The organism is Teichococcus wenyumeiae (assembly GCF_003696345.1).
In the GTDB taxonomy this organism is placed as follows: Bacteria; Pseudomonadota; Alphaproteobacteria; order Acetobacterales; family Acetobacteraceae; genus Pseudoroseomonas; species Pseudoroseomonas wenyumeiae.
On sequence record NZ_RFLX01000010.1, the window covers coordinates 161,323 to 179,822 of the forward strand.

Consider the following 18,500-nt stretch of genomic DNA (forward strand, 5'->3'; position numbering starts at 1 on the left):
AGTTTTCACGGCAATTCAGGCTGTTTGTTCGGAATCAGCCTAAACATGCCGCTTTCGGGCGGCTCTTTGCCCTCTTCTTGGGCTGCGGTGTGGAGAAGTGCGGGAGCGCGAGGCGCCGCATCCCTCCTCGTCGTGGGTTGGTGAACCTTTCTCAAGCAGCCATCACGCGGCCGTGGCCAGCGGTGGTGGGCAGCATGGCTTGAGCAGGTGTCGGTTCGCCCGATATCATGTGCCCATGCGCAGACCGAAAGCGAAATTGCCACGACGGCCGGGCTTCCTCGCCCCGCGCCGCCGCTGGTGGTGGGTGCTTGCGGCGGCTGTCGTGGCCATCGGCCTGGGGGCCTATGCTCTTTCCGCACCCGTCAAGGCCTTCGAAGAAGCCGATGCGGAGCGCTTCGAGCATGGCGATGCCACACGCGGCCAGGTGATCTTCGCGCTGGGCGACTGCGCCTCATGCCATTCCACGCCGGGGCAGCAGGACCGGCTTCGGCTGGGTGGCGGCATGGCGCTCACTTCGCCCTTCGGCACCTTCCGGCCACCCAACATCTCGCCCGATCCGCAGGATGGCATCGGCCGCTGGCGTGGCATCGATCTGGCGAATGCGCTCGTATCCGGCGTCTCGCCGGCCGGGCAGCACTATTACCCGGCGCTGCCCTATACCAGCTACGCGCGGATGCGGCCGGAGGACGTGGCAGATCTCTGGGCCTACCTGCGCACCCTGCCGCCGGTCCAGGGCCGCGTGCCCCCGCATGAATTGCCGCTGATCTTCAAGTTGCGCCGCGCCATCGGCTTCTGGAAGCTGCTGTTCCTCGAACGCGAACCCATCGTCGAGGACCCGTCGAAGGATGCTGCCTGGAACCGCGGCCACTACCTGGTGGAAGCGGTGACGCACTGCGCCGAGTGCCATTCCTCCCGCAACATCCTCAACGCCATCAAGCCGGAAACCCGCTTTGCCGGCGGGCCTGACCAGGAGGGTGTCGGCTTCGTGCCCAATATCACGCAGGCGAAGCTGGAAGGCTGGTCGCGCGAGGACATGGTGACGCTGCTGACCACCGGCTGGACGCCGGATGGGCGCAAGGTCGCTTCCTCGATGGCCGATGTGGTGGTCAATACCGCCAGCGTGCCGCGCGAGGAGCGTGAGGCGATTGCCGCCTATATCCTGTCCCAGCCGCCCCGGCCGACGCCGAAGCCCTGAGGCTCAGTGGGCGTAGAGCCAGGCGGCAACATCGCGCGCCTCGGCCTCGGTGATGCCGGTCGCCGGCATGGCGGTGCGGGGTGAGAAGGCGCGCGGATTCACCATCCACGCCACCAGGTTCTCCGGCGTGTTGCGGAGCACGCCGCCGAGATAAACCCGCTCCCGCAGGCCAGCCAGCGGCCCGGCCACGCGGCCATCTGCGCCGGGCGCGCCGGGAATGGCATGGCAGCCGCCGCAGCCATAGCGGGTGATCAGCACCGGGGCGCGGGCGGGCTCTCCCCCCGTCAGGGCGCGGGCGATACGCTCGGCCTCCCTCCCCGCGCTCCATTGCGCGAAGGCCGCGGCGGCCACCGCCAGGCCCAGTGCGCCGCTCAGGCCGAGCAACCAGCGCCGGCGCTGGCGCAGGGGCAGCGGCGTGGAACCCTCCCGCGCCGGCGCCATGGCGGGGCGGTGCCCGCGCAGCCAGCGGTCCAGCGCCCAGCTGACAGGCAGCAGCACCGCCAGCAGCCGCAACAGGCTAAGAAGCATGGAGGGCATCGCCACCATCCTTCCAACCGCCACTGCGGCGGACCCAGAGCGCGACGAAAGCCAGCGCCGCGCCGACATAAACGATGCCGCCGGGCACCCACATCACCAGCCCCGCCAGTTGCTGGTCCTCCAGCGGCGTCAGGCCCCAGAGGCCGGCCTGCGCCGTCTGGGCGCGGAACAGCACACGCGGCGCGAAGCAAAGCACGGCGCCCAGGATGCCGGTATGCACCATGGTGACGAAGAGATGCGCGGCCGCCGTGCCGGGATGCGCCCTTTGCAGCATGGCCCACCAGAACAACAGCGCGCTGAGCAGGAAGCTGAGGTGTTGCAGCCGGTGCAGCCCGGTGCTGGTGACCGTGGCGTCGAATAGCGCCGGCACATGCCAGGCCCAGATGGCGACGGCATGCAGCAGCGATGCCACCGCCGGCCGTGTCAGCAGCCGCCAGGGCAGGCCGGCTGCCCCTCCTCCCTGGGCCATCTGGCCCAGCCACCGGCGCGGCGTGGCCGGCCAGGCCCAGAGCCCCGCCCCCAGCGGCCGCCCCAGAACCAGCAACGGGGCAGCGACGATCATCGCCACCTCATGCTCGATCATATGGACGGTGAAGAGATGCTCCCCCCACCAGTGCAGCGGCGAAAGAAGGGCACCGGCCAGGGCAAGCCAGCCGGCCAGGTAGCAGCCCGCCCGCCAGAAGCGGATGCCATGCCCCAGACCCGCTCGCCGCCACAGCGCCGCCAGCCCGCCGAGATAGAGGGCCAGTGCCGCCAGCAAGGGCAGCACCACCCAGGGGTCGAAGGTCCAGACCGGGACCTCGCCGTGCGGGTCGGCGCCATGGGCCAGCGCGGCGGCAGGCGCCAGCAGCAAGGCCGCCGGCAGTGCGGGGGCTAGCGCTCGCATCCGGAGAGCACCAGGGTGGCCGCCGCCTGCAACAGCAGCGCGAAGGCGAAGAGCAGCCCCATCAACGCGGCCATCTGGCCGGTGAAGCGCATCGCCTCCTCCTTCCGCAGGCCCGCGGCACCGCGCCATGACAGCCAGGCCGAACCCAGCGACAACAGGGCGCCCAGCCCGGCGAAGATGGTGCTGGGGCGGATGCTGGCGCCGCATTCCGCATAAGGCAGGATCTGGCCCAACTGGGTGCTGAGCGCCCAGATGCCTGGCCCCACGGCCAGGCCCGCCAGCAGTGCCAGAAGCCGCCAGGGATCATGCCGTGCCGTCATAGCCGTGGTATCCCGTAGAGACAGGCATAGATCGGCAGCCAGGTCAGCACCACGAAATACCAGTAGAGCACGCCATCCTGCACATCGCCGAAGCGGCGGGGATTGTTGGCATGGCGGCTGAACATCATCGCGCAGAGCACGAAGGTCTCGCCCAGGTCGGTGACGATGTGGGTGGTATGCAGGCCCAGCAGCACCCAGACCGTGGAACCATAGGCATTGGCATCCCAGCTCACGTTAAGGGCGGCGAATTCCCAGATCCGCAGCACCATCAGCGCGATGCCGAAGGCGGCCATCAGCAGCAGGCCGATCCGCACCCGCCGCAGATCCTCCGCCGCCGCCCAGCGGCCGAGCAGCCAGTTGGGCACCAGGCTGGCCAGCAGCAGCAGCGTGACGCCGGTGCCCGGCCCGAGGTCCGGCGGCGGGGCGTTGATCGGCCATTCCGGCGCCAGGCTGGCGAAATAGAGATAGACGCCGATCATCAGCGCGAAGCCGGTGCCTTCGATCAGCATGAAGGCCAGCGTGCCCCACCAGGTCATGCTGGCGCTCTTCTGGCCATGCAGGGGAAGGTCGCCGAGGTCGGCGACGATATGCTGCCTCATGCCTCCTCCTCCGGGCTGCCCTTGGGCCAGAACCAGGCGGTCAGCGCGGCCGCGACAGGGATCATGCCCCAGACTACCGCCCAGGGCGTGAAGATGGAGGCCAGCAGCATGGAGCAGGTGCAGATCGCGGCGATCAGCGGCCAGATGGAATCGCTGGGGGAGGCTTCCCGCGCCTCAGGCCTGGCCTCGGTGACGCTGGTCACCAGCAGCTCACGCCGGTCCACGCGCAACCCCGTGGCCACGGGCAGGCTGTCCGGCGAATCCCACAGCGGGTTGGCGCTGCGGACCACGGGAATGCGCGCGAAGTTATAAGGCGGCGGCGGAGAAGCGGTGGCCCATTCCAGCGTCGCGGCGCCCCAGGGGTTCTCGCCGGCCTCGGGCCCGTGGCGTGCGGCGCGGAACACGTCGATAAAGAACAGCAGGAAGCCCGCCGCCAGCACCACGGCGCTGAGGCTGACGAAGAGGTTCATGCCGCCCCACCCCATTTCCTCCGGATAGGCGTAGATGCGCCGGGTCATGCCCTGCAGCCCCAGGATATGCATGGGGAAGAAGGTCAGGTTGAAGCCCACCAGCAGCAGCCCGGCCACCCAGCGGCCGATGCGCTCGCTCATCATCCGCCCGACGAACTTGGGGTACCAGTAATAGACGGCGCCGATCAGCGGGAAGACGGCGCCGCCGACCAGCACGTAATGGAAGTGCGCCACGACGAAATAGGTGTCGTGCACCTGCGTATCCAGCGGCACCGAGGCCACCATCACGCCGGTGAGGCCGCCGGGGATGAAGGTGAAGAAGAAAGCCAGGATCATCAGCATCGGCGTCTTCAGCACCGGGCGGCCGTACCAGATGGTCGCCAGCCAGCAGAAGATCTGGATGCCGTTCGGCACCGCGATGGCCATGGAGGATGCGGTGAAGAAGCTCTCCCCCATCCGCGGCAGGCCCGTGGTGAACATGTGATGCACCCAGAGCCCGAAGGCCAGAATGCCCGTGCCCACCACCGCCAGCACCAGCGGCAGGTAGCCGAAAATCGGCCGCCGGCAGAAAGTGGGCAGCATGGAGGAGATCATCCCCACCGCCGGGATGAAGATGATGTAGACCTCCGGGTGCCCGAAGAACCAGAAGAGGTGCTGCCAGAGCAGCACATCCCCGCCTTCCGCCGGGTTGAAGAAATGCGTGCCCACGAGCCGGTCCAGGATCAGCGCGGTGCTGGCCACCATGACAGCCGGCATGGCGAGGATGATGACAAAGGATGTCACCAGCATCGACCAGACAAAGAGCGGGACACGGTTCAGCGACATGCCCGGCGCGCGCTGCTTCAGCACCGTCACCACGATTTCCACCGCCACCGCCAGGGCCGATATCTCGGTGAAGGTGATCATCTGCGCCCAGATATCGGCGCGCTTGCCAGCGGCGTATTGCGGGCCGGAGAGCGGCACATAGGCGAACCAGCCGACATCCGGCCCGGTATCGAGGATGAAGGCCACCCAGAGCAGGATGCCGCCCGCCAGATAGACCCAGTAGGAGAAGGCATTCAGGCGCGGGAAGGCGATGTTGCGCGTGCCCACCATCAGGGGCACCAGGTAGACGGCGAAGGCCTCCATCACCGGCACGGCGAAGAGGAACATCATGTTCGTGCCATGGACGGTGAAGATCTGATTGTAGAGGTCGGGCCCGATCACCCGTGCCTCCGGCCGCGCCAACTGCCAGCGCATCAGCAGCCCGAGGATGCCGCCCAGCGCCAGGAAGACAAAGGCCGTCGCGATATAGCGGCGGCCAATGATCTTGTGGTCCACCGTGGAGAGCGCGCCCAGCAGCCCGGCCGGTGTCCGCCAGGTGCGCGTCAGCCCGTGCGCCAGCGATGCCTCCGCCAGCATCGTGTCGCGCAGGTCGTGCGGCGGGCGTTCGTCGCTCATTTCAGGCTCACCAGATAGGCCGAGAGGGCCTGCAACTCGTCCGCCGTCAGCGGCACCATGGGCATGTTGTTGCCGGGCTTCACGCCCTGCGGGTCCGCGATCCAGGCTGCCATCGCGCCACGCGTCATCGGCAGCATTCCTGCGGCGAGATATTGACGAGAGCCCAGATGCGTCAGGTCCGGCCCCAATGTGCCAGCCGCCGTCGTGCCGCGCACGGTATGGCAGGCGGAGCAGGCCTTGGCCTCCAGCAGCCGCTGGCCTTCCGCCTCCACCTCGTCGGCCGGCGGGCGGGCCTCGGCGATCTGCGCCTCGCGCCAGCGGTCGAAGGCCTCGGGCGGTTCGGCCACCACCAGCAGTGCCATATGGGCGTGCTGCAAGCCGCAGAACTCGGCGCACTGGCCGCGCCAGATGCCGGGCTGCTGCGCGGTGAAGGTGATGGCGTTGTCGCGGCCCGGGATCATGTCCTGCTTGCCGGCGAGATTGGGCACCCAGAAGGAATGGATGACATCGGCGGCGGCCAGCTCGATCCGCACCGGGCGTCCGACGGGGATATGGATCTCGTTGGCGGTCAGGAAGCCGCGGTCCGGTGCCTCGTCCTGGTAGGTCGCTTCCCACCACCACTGAAAGCCACGCAGGCGGATGACCAGCGCATCCGGCGCGTCGCTGGCCAGCGGGCGGGTGGCGAGATAGCTGGCCAGTGTCAGGCCACTGATGATCACCACGGTCGCGGCGACGGCGGCGCCCACGGCGATGCCGGCGCGGCGGTCGGCCACCGCCTGCGGCAGCCGCGCCCGCCGCCACAGCCCCAGCAGCAGCACCAGCATCACCGCCAGCCAGATCACCACGGCGGTGATGGTGAAGAGCCAGAAGAGCCCGTCCAGATGCCGCGCCACATCGCCTTGCGGCTCCAGCGCCGACTGCCAGTTGGAGGAGCAGCCGGTGCAGAGCAGGCCGATCGCCAAAAGCCAGGGGCGAGGCATGACTAGCGCGGTGCCGGGAAGGTGGCCGGGGCGCGGTTTTCCGCCGGGCGGGACTGCATGCGGTCGCTGCGCGAGGGTGCCGCCACCGAGATCGCGGTCGCGCCCATGGACTGGATGTAGCCGGTGAGCTGCCAGATCTGCTCGGTGGTCAGGCGGTCGCGGAAGGCGGGCATGCCGTTGGGACGTCCGTCACGGATGGAGACAAAGATGGAGACCGCATCGGGGCCGTAGCGCCACCAGCCGTCGAGAAGGGCGGGGCCGGTATTGCCGCCGCCATCGGCATGGCAGCCCCGGCAGTTGAACCATTCATAGAGCCGCTTCCCCTGGCTCAGTTGATAGGCATTGCTGCGATAAGGGCTGCCCAGCGCGGGGTAAACCTCGGGCGGGCGGCCGCCGATGCCGACGGGCAGCACCGCCACCTTGTCCAGCGCCTCGGCCACTGGCGGGTCCAGGCGGGTGGCGCGCTCCTCCCGCTTGCAGGCGGCCAGGGTCAGCGCGAGCAGGATCAGCGTGGCGGCGCGTGCCTTCGCCGTCATGGCAGGGCAAAGACGTAGAGCATGCCGCCGGCCTCCGGCGGCTGCGGCAGGCGGCGCATGGCGAGGGCCCGGCCCTCAGCGGCGGTTGCGTCGCGGATGTCGATCTCCCTCCCCGCCGCGGCGCCGGGAAAGCCACCTGTCCCGGCTAGGACCGCGACAAATTGCCGCCCATCCGGCCCCTGGTAGCTGACCGGCGGCGCGATGATCCCCGAGGCCGCCTGGAAACGCCAGAGCTCGGCGCCGGTGTTGGCATCCAACGCCTTCAGCACGCCTTCCGCGGTGCCATAGAAAACCAGCCCACCCGCCGTGGCCAGCGCACCGCCTTCCAGCGGCAGGGCTTCGTCCTTTGTCCAGGCCACGCGTGCGGCGCCCAGGTCCCAGGCCACCAGCGCCCCGGGGTAAAGGCCGGGCGCCGGCATCTGCCGCAGGTTGGCGCCGGTGAAGGGCGTGCCCGGTATGAAGGTCGTATCCCGCGCTTCGAGATCCATGCAGAGCCGCCGGGCCGGGATGTAGAGCAGGCCGGTGCGGGGCGAGTAAGCCGCGGCGCCCCCGACCGCCCCTGGATGGGCAGGGCAGATGCCGGTGGTGGTGCCGCCGGAGCGGACCTGCTTCGCCGGGTTCCGCCGCAGCACGCCTTGCGCTGGGTCCAGTCCCTCGGTGGCATTCACCGGCAGGAAGGCTTCCGCCGAGAGCAGCGCGCCGCTGAGGCGGTCCAACACATAGACATGCCCATTGGCATCCGGATGCACCAGCAGCGGGCGCTGGCGCCCCTGCCATTCGCGGTCCAGCAGCAGGTTGGGCGTGGTGCTGCCCAGGGCATAGAGGTCATGCGGGCTGACCGGCAGGAACCAGCGGGCCGCGCCGTCTTCCAGCGCACGGGCAAAGAGGCCGGAGGTCCAGCGGTTGTCGCCACGGCGCTGATCCGGGTTCCAGGGGGCTGGATAGCCGGTGCCGTGAAAGACCAGACCCGCCGCCGCATCCCAGAGGATGGGGCCGGAGACACCGCCGCCGCCATGCTGCCAGGCTGAGGGCGACCAGGTGGTGACGCCGAGATTGGCCTCCTGCCCCGCGGAGGCGAAACCAGGGCCGATGCCCACCGCCTCATCCGGCCCGGTGCTGTAGCGCTTCCAGAGCAGCGCGCCAGTCTCGGCGGAGAGTGCGGCGATCCACCCCCGCGCGCCGAAATCGTCGCCGCCATTGCCCAGCAGCACAGTGCCACGCGCGACCAGCGGCGGCGCGCGCAAGGTCTCGCCCTGCGCCAGGTCGGCAACCCGCATGTCCCACAGGACCACGCCGGTCGCGGCATCCAGTGCGATGGCATGCCCGTCCAGGGTGGTGAAGAAAACACGGCCGCCTTCCGCCACCGGGGCGTTACGCCCGCCGCCGCCCTGCCCGGCCGCCATGCTGTCGGCGGCGGGACGGTAGCGCCACTTCACCGGCAGGCCGGGCGCGCGGAGGTCCAGCGCCAGCAGTTCGTGCGGGAAAGGCGTCAGGATGAAGGCTGTGTCACCGGCGATAACAGGCGCTGCGCCATGCGCGCCCCGGCTGCCGGTGGGAAGGCTGGCCACGGGTTGCAGCCCGCCGACATTGGCTGGCGTGAGCTGGTCCAGCGTGCTGAAGCCCGGCTGGGCCTCCGGCGCCGTGCCGCCGTCACTGGCCCAAACGACGCCGGCGGGCGCCAGCGCCAGGCAGGCCATCACGCTCAGAAGCCTCGCAAGCCGGTGGAACATGCCGGGTATTCTGTCAGGCGCCGGCGTCGGCCTCTTCCTCTAGCACCGCATCTTCCTCAGCCTCCAGCGCTGTGACGGACGAGGGCTGCAGCCCAAAGCGGGAGGCCACATCCGGGGCATAACGCAACAGGTCCGGCCGCAGGCGGATCAGGGCAAGGTCCTTCACCTTGGCTTCCAGCATCACGTCGAACTCCAACCCTTCAGCGATCCGCATGAAGGTGATGAACTCGAAGGGGTTGCAGAAATCCGCATGGCCGGTGTTCACCGGCGCGACGAATACGGTCTTCAGCTTCCGCGTGCCCTTCTCCTTCCGCTTCACCTCCCGCATCTCGGTACGGGGAGAGGAGAAATGCACTTTCGGCCGCTGCCCATCCGGCCAGGTGCGCAGCACGCGCTCCAGCGACTGCCGCATATCCAGCCGGTCGGGATTCAGGCACCAGAAATGCTGGTGGTCGAAGATCAAGCGCATACCGGTATGTTCGTGAATCCAGAGAATGTCGGAGACCGAGAAGCGCAGGTCGTCATGCTCCAGCACCAGCCGACGCTTTACATGCTCGGGCAGCTTGCGCTTCCAGGTTTCCACCCACCGGGCATTGGCGCTGGGGCGGTCGCCATAGGTGCCGCCGACATGGATCACCATCACCGCTTCCGGCCCCAGTTCCATGCGGTCCAGCATTTCCGCCTGGGAGGAGAGATCCCAGATGCTCTTCTTCACCAGCGCCTCGTCAGGGCTGTTGAGCACGACATACTGGGAAGGGTGGAAGCTCAACCTGATGCCCAGCCGCTTCGCCTTGGCACCCAGTGCACGCAACTCCGCATCGCTGTCGCGCACCATGGAATGGAACTGCGGCATGTCCGGATGCGTGGCATAGGGCGCGAGGTCGGAGGACATCCGGTACATGCGGATGTCGTGCTTGTCGAGGTAGTCCAGCCCCCGGTCGATATATTCCAGCGACACCTTCAGATGCGGGTTCTGCTGCCAGCGGCGGGTGTCGTTGCTCTTGATCTCCGGGTCGCCCATGAACTTCACGGGAAAGCCCAGGCGCAGCGGCGCCGCGCCTTCCGCGTGTACGGGGGCCTGCTGGCGCGGCGTGCGGCGGGTCATGCCGGCACCCGCACATCGGCGCCGAAGCCGAGGTCCGAAACGAAGCGGTTCCAGGCTTCCGGCGGCAGGGCGCCGCCCGAGGCCCGCGCATGGCCATTGCCATATTGCTCAGGGTCCGCGCCATCCGGCCGATGCTCGCGCAGGAATGCGATCAGGTCGGTGCCCTGCGCGGCGCGGGCAGCGAAATGCACCCAGCCGGGGCGGTAGCCGGTATTCGCCGCGATCACGATCTTGCCTTTCAGCCGGGTTTTCCATTGCTGCGCCACCAGCGGGTGAATCTGGCAGGCCGAATGCAGCGGGATCAGCGCCACCTCGCCCTGCATCCGTGGCGCGACACGGCGCCCTTCGGCCAGGGCTTCCTGCACCTCCGCCTTGGCGGCGCGCAGCACTGCGATCTCCGGGTAGTCGCCTGAGAGCACGGCCTTGGGGCCATCCGCCTTCAGCAGCAGCGCCAGCGCAGGGCCGGCGTCACCTGCGCCCGCCCGGCGCGGCGCGTTCACGAGCGAGGTCGCGTCGCGCAACGCGGTGATGCCCCAGCGTTCCCGTGCCCGGGCCAGTTCCACGAAGCCTGCCTTCTCCTCCGGGTCACCGATGATGCCCAGTGCGGCGAGCCAGAGCAGATCCTCGGCCTCCGTCACCGCGGCGGCGCACCACCAGGCCAGCAACGAGGTGGTGGGCACCGGATGCAATCCATGGCCGCTGATCAGCAAGGCCGCCTCCGGCCTGCCGGTGGGCACGTGGTGGTCCAGCACCACGGTGGGCGTGCCGGGGCGCAGCAGCGCCGCTCGGCTGCCGAGATCCGCCACGATCAGCCCGCCCATCTCCTGCGCTTGCAATTCGGCGGCCATTTCGGGCGTCCAGGCATTCTCGCCGCGCCCGATGATGCGGGTTTTGACCTGCCACCCGGCCTGCCCCAGCGCACGCGCCAGTATGGCCATGGCGGAGAGGCCATCGGCGTCATGGTGGCCCAGCACCAGCAAGGGTCTTGCCCGGTCGAACTGCGCCAGCGCTGCCCGGAATTCAGCCTGCCGCGCCGCTAGCCAGGCCGCATCCGGCCCGGCTTCGCTGGCGTGTTGCTCTGGCATGGGCCGCGTCCCTCCTGCGCCGCGCCGCATGGTCAGGATGCCGCGCCGCTGTGGAGCAAAAGCCAGAGGCCAAGGCCGGGTTTCCAGCCGCACGCGAAAGCGAGGGCCGGAGCCCTCCCCCCTGTTCTCCCATCGTCTGCCCTGGCCTAGAACGTCGGTAGGATCAGGAGGAGCTGGCCCATGGCGAGCCAAAGCAACACCGCGCAGGTCTGGCACGAGGTCGAGGCGCGGCGGGAAGACTATTTCGCTCTCAGCGACCGTGTCTGGGGCATGCCGGAGCTGAACTACGCGGAGCACCGTTCCGCCGCCGAGCACCGGCAGATGCTGGAGCAGGAAGGCTTCCGCGTGACGGAGAATGTCGCCGGCATCCCCACCGCCGTGATGGGCGAGGCAGGCGAGGACGGGCCGGTGATCGCCATCCTCGGCGAATACGACGCCCTGCCCGGCCTGTCGCAGGAAGCCGGCCTGGCCGAGCACCGGCCGCTGGAGGCCGGCGGCAGCGGGCATGGCTGCGGCCATAACATCCTGGGCTCCGCCTCCCTGCTGTCGGCCACGGCGGTGAAGAACTGGCTGGCGGCCAATGGGCTGAAGGGCCGCGTGCGCTACTACGGCTGCCCCGCCGAGGAAGGCGGTTCCGCCAAGGGCTTCATGGTGCGCGATGGCGCCTTCGATGACGTGGATGTCGCCATCTGCTGGCACCCGGCGCATTTCTCGGGCGTCAACCAGGCTTATTCCCTGGCCTGCATGGAAGTGGATTTCGCCTTCACTGGCCGTTCCTCCCATGCCGCGGCAGCGCCGCATCTGGGCCGTTCCGCGCTGGATGCGGTGGAGCTGATGAATGTCGGCGTGAACTACATGCGCGAGCATATGCCGAGCCATGCCCGCATCCACTACGCCATCCAGGATGCCGGCGGCATCGCGCCCAACGTGGTGCAGGGCAAGGCGCGGGTGCGCTACCTGATCCGCGCCCATACCATGACCGAGGTGCTGGGGCTGCTGGAGCGGGTGAAGAAGATCGCCCAGGGCGCCGCACTGATGAGCGAGACGCAGGTGGAGGAGCGCGTGCTGTCCGCCGATGCCGAGCTGGTCGGCAACCGGCCGCTGGAGGAAGTGATGGAAGCCAATTTCCAGCGCCTCGGCCCGCCGCGCTTCGACCCAGCCGACCATGACTTCGCCCGGCAGATCCAGGCGACGCTTTCGCCCGAGGATATCTCCGCCGCCTACAAGCGCGCCGGCATCCCGCCGATGAAGGATGAGGCCCTGGCCGAGCGCCTGATGCCGCTGGACCGGCCGCTGAGCGAGGGCATCGGCTCCACGGACGTCGGCTCGGTCTCCTGGAAGGTGCCGACGGTGCAGGCGCGCGGCGCCACCCATGCAGTGGGCACGCCGGGGCATTCCTGGCAGATCGTGGCGCAGGGCAAGGCCGGCGCGGCGCACAAGGGGCTGGAACATGTGGCCAAGGTGATGGCCGGCACCGCCGCCGACCTCTTCAAGGACCCGGCGCTGGTGGAGAAGGCCAAGGCGGAACATGCCGCCCGCACGGCGGATTCGCCGAGCGTCTTCCCGATCCCGAAGGGGGTCCAGCCGCCCTTCGACATGGCCGGCGGCCACTGAGGAACCGGCGCGGCGTCTTCAAAGGCGCCGCGCCAGCCCGCCGCCTCAGACGCGGTGGATACCCATGGCGAGCGTCAGCTCGTCCGCCCGCGCCTCATAGCGCAGGCCCTTCTGCACCGCCCAGGCATTGGTCAGCATGACAAGCGGGATGATCGGCAGGTCATCGGCCACCATGGCCACGCCCTGCTGGATCAGCTTCTCGCGCTGCGCATCGTCGATGGTGGAGAGCACGCGGTCGGTCAGCGCATCCAGCTCGGGGTTGGAATAGCGGCCGTCATTGCTGGCGCCGCGGCCCTTGGCCTTGTCGAAGGTGGCCAGCACGCCGCTCAGCACGTTGCTGCCCTCGCCCGTGCCGCTGCCCCAGCCCCAGAGGCACATGGAATATTCCTGGCCCGCCGCGCGCGGCACATAGGCGCTCCAGGGCATGGCCTCCACCCGCGTCTGCACGCCGGCGCGCGTCCACATCTGCGCCACGGCCTGGGCGGTCGCGGCATCGTTGGGGTAGCGGTCGTTGGGCGTGCGGATGGTGATGCGGAAGCCCTGCGGGAAGCCGGCCTCGGCCAGCAACGCCTTGGCGCGGTCGGGGTCGAAGGCGGGCACCTTCACATCCGGCGCATAACCGAACATGCCGGGCGCCATCCATTGCGTGGTCGGGCTGGCCATGCCCTGCATCACCCGCTCCGCCAGCGCCGGGCGGTTGATGGCGACGCTCAGCGCCTGGCGCACGCGCTTGTCCAGCAGCGGGCTCTTGGCGAAGGGCTTGCCTTCGTTGTCCGTCACCTCGGGCGGGTTCTCGGCATGGCTGAAATCGGGGCCGAGATAGATGACGCGCAGGCCCTGGGTCTGCACCAGTTCCAGGTTCGGCGCGGCGCGCAAGCGTGGCAGGTCGCTGGCCGGCGGGTTGTCGATCACCGCGACCTCACCCGAAAGCAGGGCGGCGGTGCGGGCCGGCGGCGCGGCGATGTGGCGGATCACCACCTGTCGCCATTCCTGCTTCGGGCCCCACCAGTTGTCGTTGCGGGTGACCTCGAAGCGGTCGCCGGGCACGTAGCGGACGAACTTGTAGGGACCCGTGCCGATGGCCGCCTTGCCGCTGTTATAGTCGGCCGTGGTGGCATTCTCGCCCACGTGGCGGGAGACGATATGCACCGAGGTGAGCTGGCGCGGCAGCACCGGCGCGGCGGTGAAGGTGGTCAGGCGCAGCGTCAGCGGGTCCACCGCCTCCGCCGTCTTGATGGAGGCGAGGTAGGAGCCGAAGCCGCCCGGGCTGTTGGGCACGTTGCGGGCACGGGTATAGGTGAAGACCACGTCATCGGCTGTGAAAGGCTTGCCGTCGTGCCAGGTGACATTGGGCCGCAGCTTGAATTCCCAGACCGTGTCCGAGACCGCGCGCCAGGATTCCGCGAGGCCCGGCTCGATGCCGGCATTGGCCGTGCGGTTCACCAGCCGGTCGAAGAGATGGAAGGCGGCGGTGTGGTTGGGCGAGGCCGCGAAGAAATGCGGGTCGACGGAGGTAATGCCGCCGCCGATCGCGATGTTCAGCGTATCGCCAGCGGCACCCTGGGCCTGCGCGCCACGGGCCAGGAAGGGCGCCGCCAGGGGTGAAAGCAAGGCCAGACGAGTGAGGTCACGGCGCAGCATCGAGTCTCTCCGAAAGATCGTATGAAGTCAGTTGCCGGCCGGCTCGGCCTCGGCACGGGCGGGAACGGGCGGCTCGAAGGCGCGCACCGGCGGCAGGTTGCCGGTGAAAAGCTCCACCTCCGCAACCGTCAGCTGGCCGGTGCAGCCCTGGGCGAGGCCGGAGGTGCCGACATCGCGCGTCAGCACATTCGGGTTGCCATGGACGCAGAGGGGCTTCTCCTCCTCCGGGTCCACCGGGTCGTACCAGGCGCCGGTGGGAAGCTGAATGACGCCGGGGCGGACATCCTCGGTGACCCGCGCGGCGGCGAGGCAGGCGCCACGCTCGTTGAAGATGCGGATGATGTCGCCATCCGCGATGCCGCGCGCCGCAGCGTCATCGGGGTGCAGGCTGGCGACTTCGCGCCCGCGGCGCTTGGCGCCGGCGCTGTGGCCGCCGAAGTCGAGCTGGCTGTGCAGGCGCGTGGCAGGCTGGTTGGCCACCACGAAGAGCGGCGCTTCGGGCGTCGGCACGTGCTGGGGCGCGAGCCAGGTGGCGTGGCCGGGGCAATCCGGCTCCGCGTAGCTGGCGATGGTTTCCGAGAAGATCTCGATCTTGCCGCTGGGGGTCGGCAGCGGCTGGCCTTCAGGGTCGTTGCGGAAGCGGCGCTGCTCGCCGCCATCATCCGGCGCCTGGGGCAGTTCCAGGCGGCCAAGCTGCCAGAAGGTGTTGAAGTCCGGCGCCGGCAGGCCCTTCTCGGCCAATGCGGTGCGGGTGCGCTCGTACAGATGCTCCAGCCACTGGCGGGAGGTGCGGCCCTCGGTGAAGACTTCGCCCGCACCCAGCCGCTCGGCCAGGCCGGCGAAGATATCGTAGTCATCGCGCGCCTCGCCGAAAGGTTCCGCCAGCTTGTGCATGGCCACCATCAGCGGGTCGTGGGAATTGGCGCCGATATCCTCGCGCTCCAGCGTCATGGTGCAGGGCAGGACGATGTCGGCGTGGCGGGCCGTGGCGGTCCAGGCCAGTTCATGCACCACCAGCGTATCCACCTGCGCGAAGGCGTGGCGCAGGCGGTTGAGGTCCTGGTGGTGGTGGAATGGGTTGCCGCCGGCCCAGTAGACCAGCTTGATATCCGGATAGGCGCGGGTCTGGCCGTTGTAGCGATAGGGCCCGCCGGGGTTCAGCAGCATATCGGCGATGCGGGCGACGGGAATGAAATCCGTCACCCGGTTGCGGCCCTGGGCCAGGGTGGGCAGCGGCACCGCATTGGCCCGCCGGCCGTAATAGGCGATGGCACCCAGCGCATAGCCATAACCGCCGCCGGGCAGGCCGATCTGGCCCAGGGCGGCCGCCAGCGCGGCGCCGGCCCAGACCGGCTGCTCGCCATGCTCGGCCCGCTGCAGCGAATGCGCCACCACGATCAGCGCCCGCTTGCCGTGCAGGCGGCGGGCCAGGGCCACGATCTCCTCGGCCGGGACACCGGTGATGGGCGCGGCCCAGGCGGCGGTCTTCGGCTGGCCGTCGGCCTCGCCCAGCAGGTAGCGCTCGAAGACCGGCCAACCGGCGGTGAAGCGGTCCAGGTAGACACGGTCGTGCAGACCCTCGGTGACCAGGGTATGCATCAGCGCCAGCATCAGCGCCGTGTCGGTGCCGGGGATATTGCTGATCCACTCGGCGCCGGCTTCCTCCGGCAGGTCGGAGCGCAGCGGGCCGACCAGCACGAAGTCGCAGCCGCGCGCCTTGGCGCGGGCCATGCAGCCGCGCTCCACATGCTGGCTGACGCTGCCGCCGGCCACCATGCTGTTCTTCAGCGCCATGCCGCCGAAGGCCAGCACGATATCGGTATGCTCGGCGATCTGTTCCCAGCTGACGTTGTTCTTGGTCAGCTCCTCGTAGTTGCCGAGGATATGGGGCACCAGCACAGAGGAAGCGCCCGAGCTGTAGCTGTTGACCGAGCGCACATAACCGCCCATGGCCATGTTCAGGAAGCGATGCACCTGGCTCTGCGCATGGTGGAAGCGCCCGGCGCTGGCCCAGCCATAGGAGCCGCCGAAGACGGCGCCGGGGCCATGGGTATCGCGCACGCGGCGCAGCTCACCACCCAGCAGGTCCAGCACCGCGTCCCAGGACATGGGGACGAATTCGTCCCGCCCGCGGCGGTCGTCAGGACCGGGGCCGCGCTCCAGCCAGCCACGCCGGACCATCGGCTGCGCGATGCGGGCCTGATGGCGCAGGGCGGCGGGGAAATTGTCGATGATGCCGTTGGGGTCCGGGTCGCCCGCATAGGGGCGGACTTCCAGCGTGCCATCCTGCCAACGGGCATCGAAGACGCCCCAGTGGGAGGTATGGGGACGGTACTCAGCCTCCGCGCCCCGGGTATTGGCAGCTTTGTCGGTCATGGCATGGCCCCAAGAACATCGCTGGCACCCTAGGTGCCGGTGAGTTCCAGGATTTAAGGCGGTTTATCGGTCAATGCCAGAACCAGACCGGCCGCGAAGGATGCGCTTCGCGGCCGGCAGGGATGTTACTTCGCCAGACTCATGCGGTCAGCACCCTGCTGGGTGCCTTCCTCGCGCTGGCCGCTGGTATAGGTGGGGCCGCTGCGGCGCTCGCCCGGAGCAGGCTTGCCCGGCAGTGGCGGCAGGGCCAGGGCCTTCTTCAGGTCGATGCCGGCGCCTTCGGCGACGCGGCTGCCGTAGTCCTCATCGCAGTGCCACCAGTGCCAGACCATGCGGAGGGCGATGTCCTCCGGACAGGCCTTCATGTCGGCGACCATGTTGTTGATCAGGTCGTCGCGCTCCCAATCCTCGAAGGAGCGGTAGCGGTCGCCGGCCTGCTTGTAGTCCGACTGCGTGTAGGTGGTCTGGTAGCGGCCCAGATGGCCCTCGACATACTGGTGGTAGTCCTTCCCGGGCTGCGGCGCCTCATGCAAGCCGCCCTGGGAACTGGGCTCGTAATTGACGTGCTTGTTGCTGCCCGCCTCATCCACGCGATAGGCCATCTGCCCGTCCCGCTGGTTGGTATGCGCCTTCACCTTGGGCGCATTGATCGGCAGTTGCAGATAATTGGGGCCGACGCGGTAGCGCTGCGTGTCCGAATAGGACAGGGTTCTTCCCTGCAGCATCTTGTCGTCCGAGAAGTCGATGCCATCCACCAGCACGCCGGTACCGAAGGCGGATTGTTCGATCTCCGCGAAGAAGTTGTCCACGTTGCGGTTCAGCACCATGCGGCCGATCGGCAGCAGCGGGAACTGGTCCTCGGGCCAGCGCTTGGTGTCGTCCAGCGGGTCGAAGTCAAGTTCAGGATGCTCGCCATCCGCCATGACCTGGACGCAGAATTCCCATTCCGGGTAATCGCCGCGCTCAATGGCCTCGTAGAGGTCCTTGGTGGCGTGGCCGACTTCCTCGGCCTGAATCTTGGCGGCCTCAGGCGAGGTCAGGTTCTTTACGCCCTGCTTCGGCACCCAGGAGAACTTGGCCAGAACGGCCTCGCCTTCGTCATTCACCAGCTTGTAGGTGTTGACGCTGGAGCCTTCCATGTGGCGGTAGTTTGCCGGAATGCCCCAGGGGCTTTTGACCCAGGTGACCATGTGCAGCGCTTCCGGATGGTGCTGCACGAAGTCATAGAAGCGCCAAGCCTCCTGGCGGTTCGTCACCGGGTCCGGCTTGAAGGCATGGATCATGTCCGGGAACTTGATGGCGTCGCGGATGAAGAAGATCCGGAGGTTGTTGCCTACGAGGTCCCAGTTGCCCTCCTCGGTATAGAACTTCACAGCGAAGCCGCGCGGATCACGCGCTGTTTCGGGGCTGTCCTTGCTGCCGATGACGGTAGAGAAGCGGACGAAGAGCGGTGTCTTCTTGCCAGCCTGGGTCAGCACCTTGGCACGGGTGTATTTCGTCGCGGGCTCGCCACCGATGGTGCCATAGGCCTCGAAATACCCGTGAGCACCGGTGCCTCGGGCATGCACCACCCGCTCCGGAATTCTCTCTCGATCGAAATGAGTGATCTTTTCGATAAACTGGTAATTCTCGAGCGTGGCAGGACCACGCTCGCCCACGCTGCGCAAGCTCTGGTTATCCCGGACCGGGTGGCCCTGCCGGGTCGTGAGGATGGATTTCTGCGACGGCTCAGTCATGCAACGCCCTCCTGCGATCCTGTTGGATAAGAATCAACAGGAGACTAGCAGGACAGTTCCGGGCGAGTGGAAGAGAAATAGCCCCGAGCAACTTCAGCTTGGCTTTACAACAACAAGCTAAATTGTTGCGGTGCAGAAATCCACCATATGTGGAGAAAGCGTCCCGGCCTTCAGGTTATGAGCCTGACGAGCTACCGGGCTGCTCCACCCCGCGTGGGTGTATGTGTGTGTGTTGTTTGTCTGTGCTGTT

Annotated in this window: 15 protein-coding genes; 2 read left to right on the plus strand and 13 right to left on the minus strand. The window is 68.4% G+C overall.

Annotation, left to right across the window (positions count from 1 at the left end):
- Positions 1-235: 235 nt before the first annotated feature.
- Positions 236-1,195, plus strand: coding sequence for a c-type cytochrome (locus EBE87_RS14945; protein WP_120636990.1), 960 nt, complete (start codon positions 236-238; stop codon positions 1,193-1,195).
- A gap of 3 nt (positions 1,196-1,198) precedes the next feature.
- Here EBE87_RS14945 and EBE87_RS14950 read toward each other — a convergent pair whose 3' ends face one another.
- The 10 genes from EBE87_RS14950 to EBE87_RS14995 are packed head-to-tail and all read right to left on the minus strand — an operon-like array spanning position 1,199 to position 10,883.
- Positions 1,199-1,732: a c-type cytochrome gene (locus EBE87_RS14950; protein WP_199707140.1), complete on the minus strand. Its 534-nt coding sequence runs from the start codon at positions 1,730-1,732 to the stop codon at positions 1,199-1,201.
- A complete protein-coding gene (locus EBE87_RS14955) occupies positions 1,713-2,618 on the minus strand; it encodes a cytochrome c oxidase assembly protein (RefSeq protein WP_120636989.1) in 906 nt (301 codons plus the stop codon). Before EBE87_RS14955 ends, EBE87_RS14950 begins: the two co-directional genes overlap by 20 nt.
- Entirely contained in the window at positions 2,606-2,938 is a 333-nt protein-coding gene (locus tag EBE87_RS14960; RefSeq protein ID WP_120636988.1) for a hypothetical protein, read from the minus strand. Before EBE87_RS14960 ends, EBE87_RS14955 begins: the two co-directional genes overlap by 13 nt.
- Positions 2,935-3,537 (minus strand): cytochrome c oxidase subunit 3, encoded by a 603-nt coding sequence (locus EBE87_RS14965; RefSeq protein WP_120636987.1) that lies wholly within the window; start codon positions 3,535-3,537, stop codon positions 2,935-2,937. Before EBE87_RS14965 ends, EBE87_RS14960 begins: the two co-directional genes overlap by 4 nt.
- Entirely contained in the window at positions 3,534-5,447 is a 1,914-nt protein-coding gene (ctaD, locus tag EBE87_RS14970) for a cytochrome c oxidase subunit I (RefSeq protein ID WP_120636986.1), read from the minus strand. The genes EBE87_RS14965 and ctaD overlap by 4 nt, the downstream gene beginning before the upstream one ends.
- Positions 5,444-6,427 (minus strand): cytochrome c oxidase subunit II, encoded by a 984-nt coding sequence (gene coxB / locus EBE87_RS14975; protein ID WP_120636985.1) that lies wholly within the window; start codon positions 6,425-6,427, stop codon positions 5,444-5,446. Before coxB ends, ctaD begins: the two co-directional genes overlap by 4 nt.
- Positions 6,428-6,429: 2 nt before the next feature.
- Positions 6,430-6,963: a c-type cytochrome gene (locus EBE87_RS14980; protein WP_120636984.1), complete on the minus strand. Its 534-nt coding sequence runs from the start codon at positions 6,961-6,963 to the stop codon at positions 6,430-6,432.
- Positions 6,960-8,693, minus strand: coding sequence for an outer membrane protein assembly factor BamB family protein (locus EBE87_RS14985; RefSeq protein WP_120636983.1), 1,734 nt, complete (start codon positions 8,691-8,693; stop codon positions 6,960-6,962). Before EBE87_RS14985 ends, EBE87_RS14980 begins: the two co-directional genes overlap by 4 nt.
- Before the next feature lie 13 nt (positions 8,694-8,706).
- Positions 8,707-9,798: a UV DNA damage repair endonuclease UvsE gene (uvsE, locus tag EBE87_RS14990; RefSeq protein WP_122140055.1), complete on the minus strand. Its 1,092-nt coding sequence runs from the start codon at positions 9,796-9,798 to the stop codon at positions 8,707-8,709.
- Entirely contained in the window at positions 9,795-10,883 is a 1,089-nt protein-coding gene (locus EBE87_RS14995; RefSeq protein WP_120636982.1) for a single-stranded-DNA-specific exonuclease RecJ family protein, read from the minus strand. Before EBE87_RS14995 ends, uvsE begins: the two co-directional genes overlap by 4 nt.
- A gap of 180 nt (positions 10,884-11,063) precedes the next feature.
- Here EBE87_RS14995 and EBE87_RS15000 point away from each other — a divergent pair, with 180 nt between their 5' ends.
- A complete protein-coding gene (locus EBE87_RS15000; protein ID WP_120636981.1) occupies positions 11,064-12,497 on the plus strand; it encodes a M20 family metallopeptidase in 1,434 nt (477 codons plus the stop codon).
- 45 nt (positions 12,498-12,542) lie between these two features.
- On the opposite strand, the gene EBE87_RS15005 is transcribed toward EBE87_RS15000, so the two are convergent.
- The 3 genes from EBE87_RS15005 to EBE87_RS15015 form a co-directional block, all read right to left on the minus strand.
- On the minus strand, positions 12,543-14,138 hold the full coding sequence (locus tag EBE87_RS15005; RefSeq protein ID WP_120636980.1) for an ABC transporter substrate-binding protein: 1,596 nt from the start codon (positions 14,136-14,138) through the stop codon (positions 12,543-12,545).
- Positions 14,139-14,165: 27 nt separating this feature from the next.
- Positions 14,166-16,514 carry a molybdopterin guanine dinucleotide-containing S/N-oxide reductase gene (locus tag EBE87_RS15010; protein WP_120636979.1) on the minus strand — a complete coding sequence of 783 codons (2,349 nt, stop codon included), beginning with the start codon at positions 16,512-16,514 and terminating at the stop codon, positions 14,166-14,168.
- 125 nt (positions 16,515-16,639) lie between these two features.
- Positions 16,640-18,250, minus strand: coding sequence for a catalase (locus EBE87_RS15015; RefSeq protein ID WP_120636978.1), 1,611 nt, complete (start codon positions 18,248-18,250; stop codon positions 16,640-16,642).
- Between the last annotated feature and the right edge of the window lie 250 nt (positions 18,251-18,500).

Coding starts and splice junctions, on each gene's coding strand:
- EBE87_RS15010 (WP_120636979.1), bottom strand. CDS start 16,514: ATGACCGACAAAGCTGCCAATACCCGGGGCGCGGAGGCTGAGTACCGT.
- EBE87_RS14945 (WP_120636990.1), top strand. CDS start 236: ATGCGCAGACCGAAAGCGAAATTGCCACGACGGCCGGGCTTCCTCGCC.
- EBE87_RS14965 (WP_120636987.1), bottom strand. CDS start 3,537: ATGAGGCAGCATATCGTCGCCGACCTCGGCGACCTTCCCCTGCATGGC.
- EBE87_RS15005 (WP_120636980.1), bottom strand. CDS start 14,138: ATGCTGCGCCGTGACCTCACTCGTCTGGCCTTGCTTTCACCCCTGGCG.
- EBE87_RS15000 (WP_120636981.1), top strand. CDS start 11,064: ATGGCGAGCCAAAGCAACACCGCGCAGGTCTGGCACGAGGTCGAGGCG.
- coxB (WP_120636985.1), bottom strand. CDS start 6,427: ATGCCTCGCCCCTGGCTTTTGGCGATCGGCCTGCTCTGCACCGGCTGC.
- uvsE (WP_122140055.1), bottom strand. CDS start 9,798: ATGACCCGCCGCACGCCGCGCCAGCAGGCCCCCGTACACGCGGAAGGC.
- EBE87_RS14950 (WP_199707140.1), bottom strand. CDS start 1,732: ATGCCCTCCATGCTTCTTAGCCTGTTGCGGCTGCTGGCGGTGCTGCTG.
- EBE87_RS14985 (WP_120636983.1), bottom strand. CDS start 8,693: ATGTTCCACCGGCTTGCGAGGCTTCTGAGCGTGATGGCCTGCCTGGCG.
- EBE87_RS14980 (WP_120636984.1), bottom strand. CDS start 6,963: ATGACGGCGAAGGCACGCGCCGCCACGCTGATCCTGCTCGCGCTGACC.
- ctaD (WP_120636986.1), bottom strand. CDS start 5,447: ATGAGCGACGAACGCCCGCCGCACGACCTGCGCGACACGATGCTGGCG.
- EBE87_RS14960 (WP_120636988.1), bottom strand. CDS start 2,938: ATGACGGCACGGCATGATCCCTGGCGGCTTCTGGCACTGCTGGCGGGC.
- EBE87_RS14995 (WP_120636982.1), bottom strand. CDS start 10,883: ATGCCAGAGCAACACGCCAGCGAAGCCGGGCCGGATGCGGCCTGGCTA.
- EBE87_RS14955 (WP_120636989.1), bottom strand. CDS start 2,618: ATGCGAGCGCTAGCCCCCGCACTGCCGGCGGCCTTGCTGCTGGCGCCT.
- EBE87_RS15015 (WP_120636978.1), bottom strand. CDS start 18,250: ATGACTGAGCCGTCGCAGAAATCCATCCTCACGACCCGGCAGGGCCAC.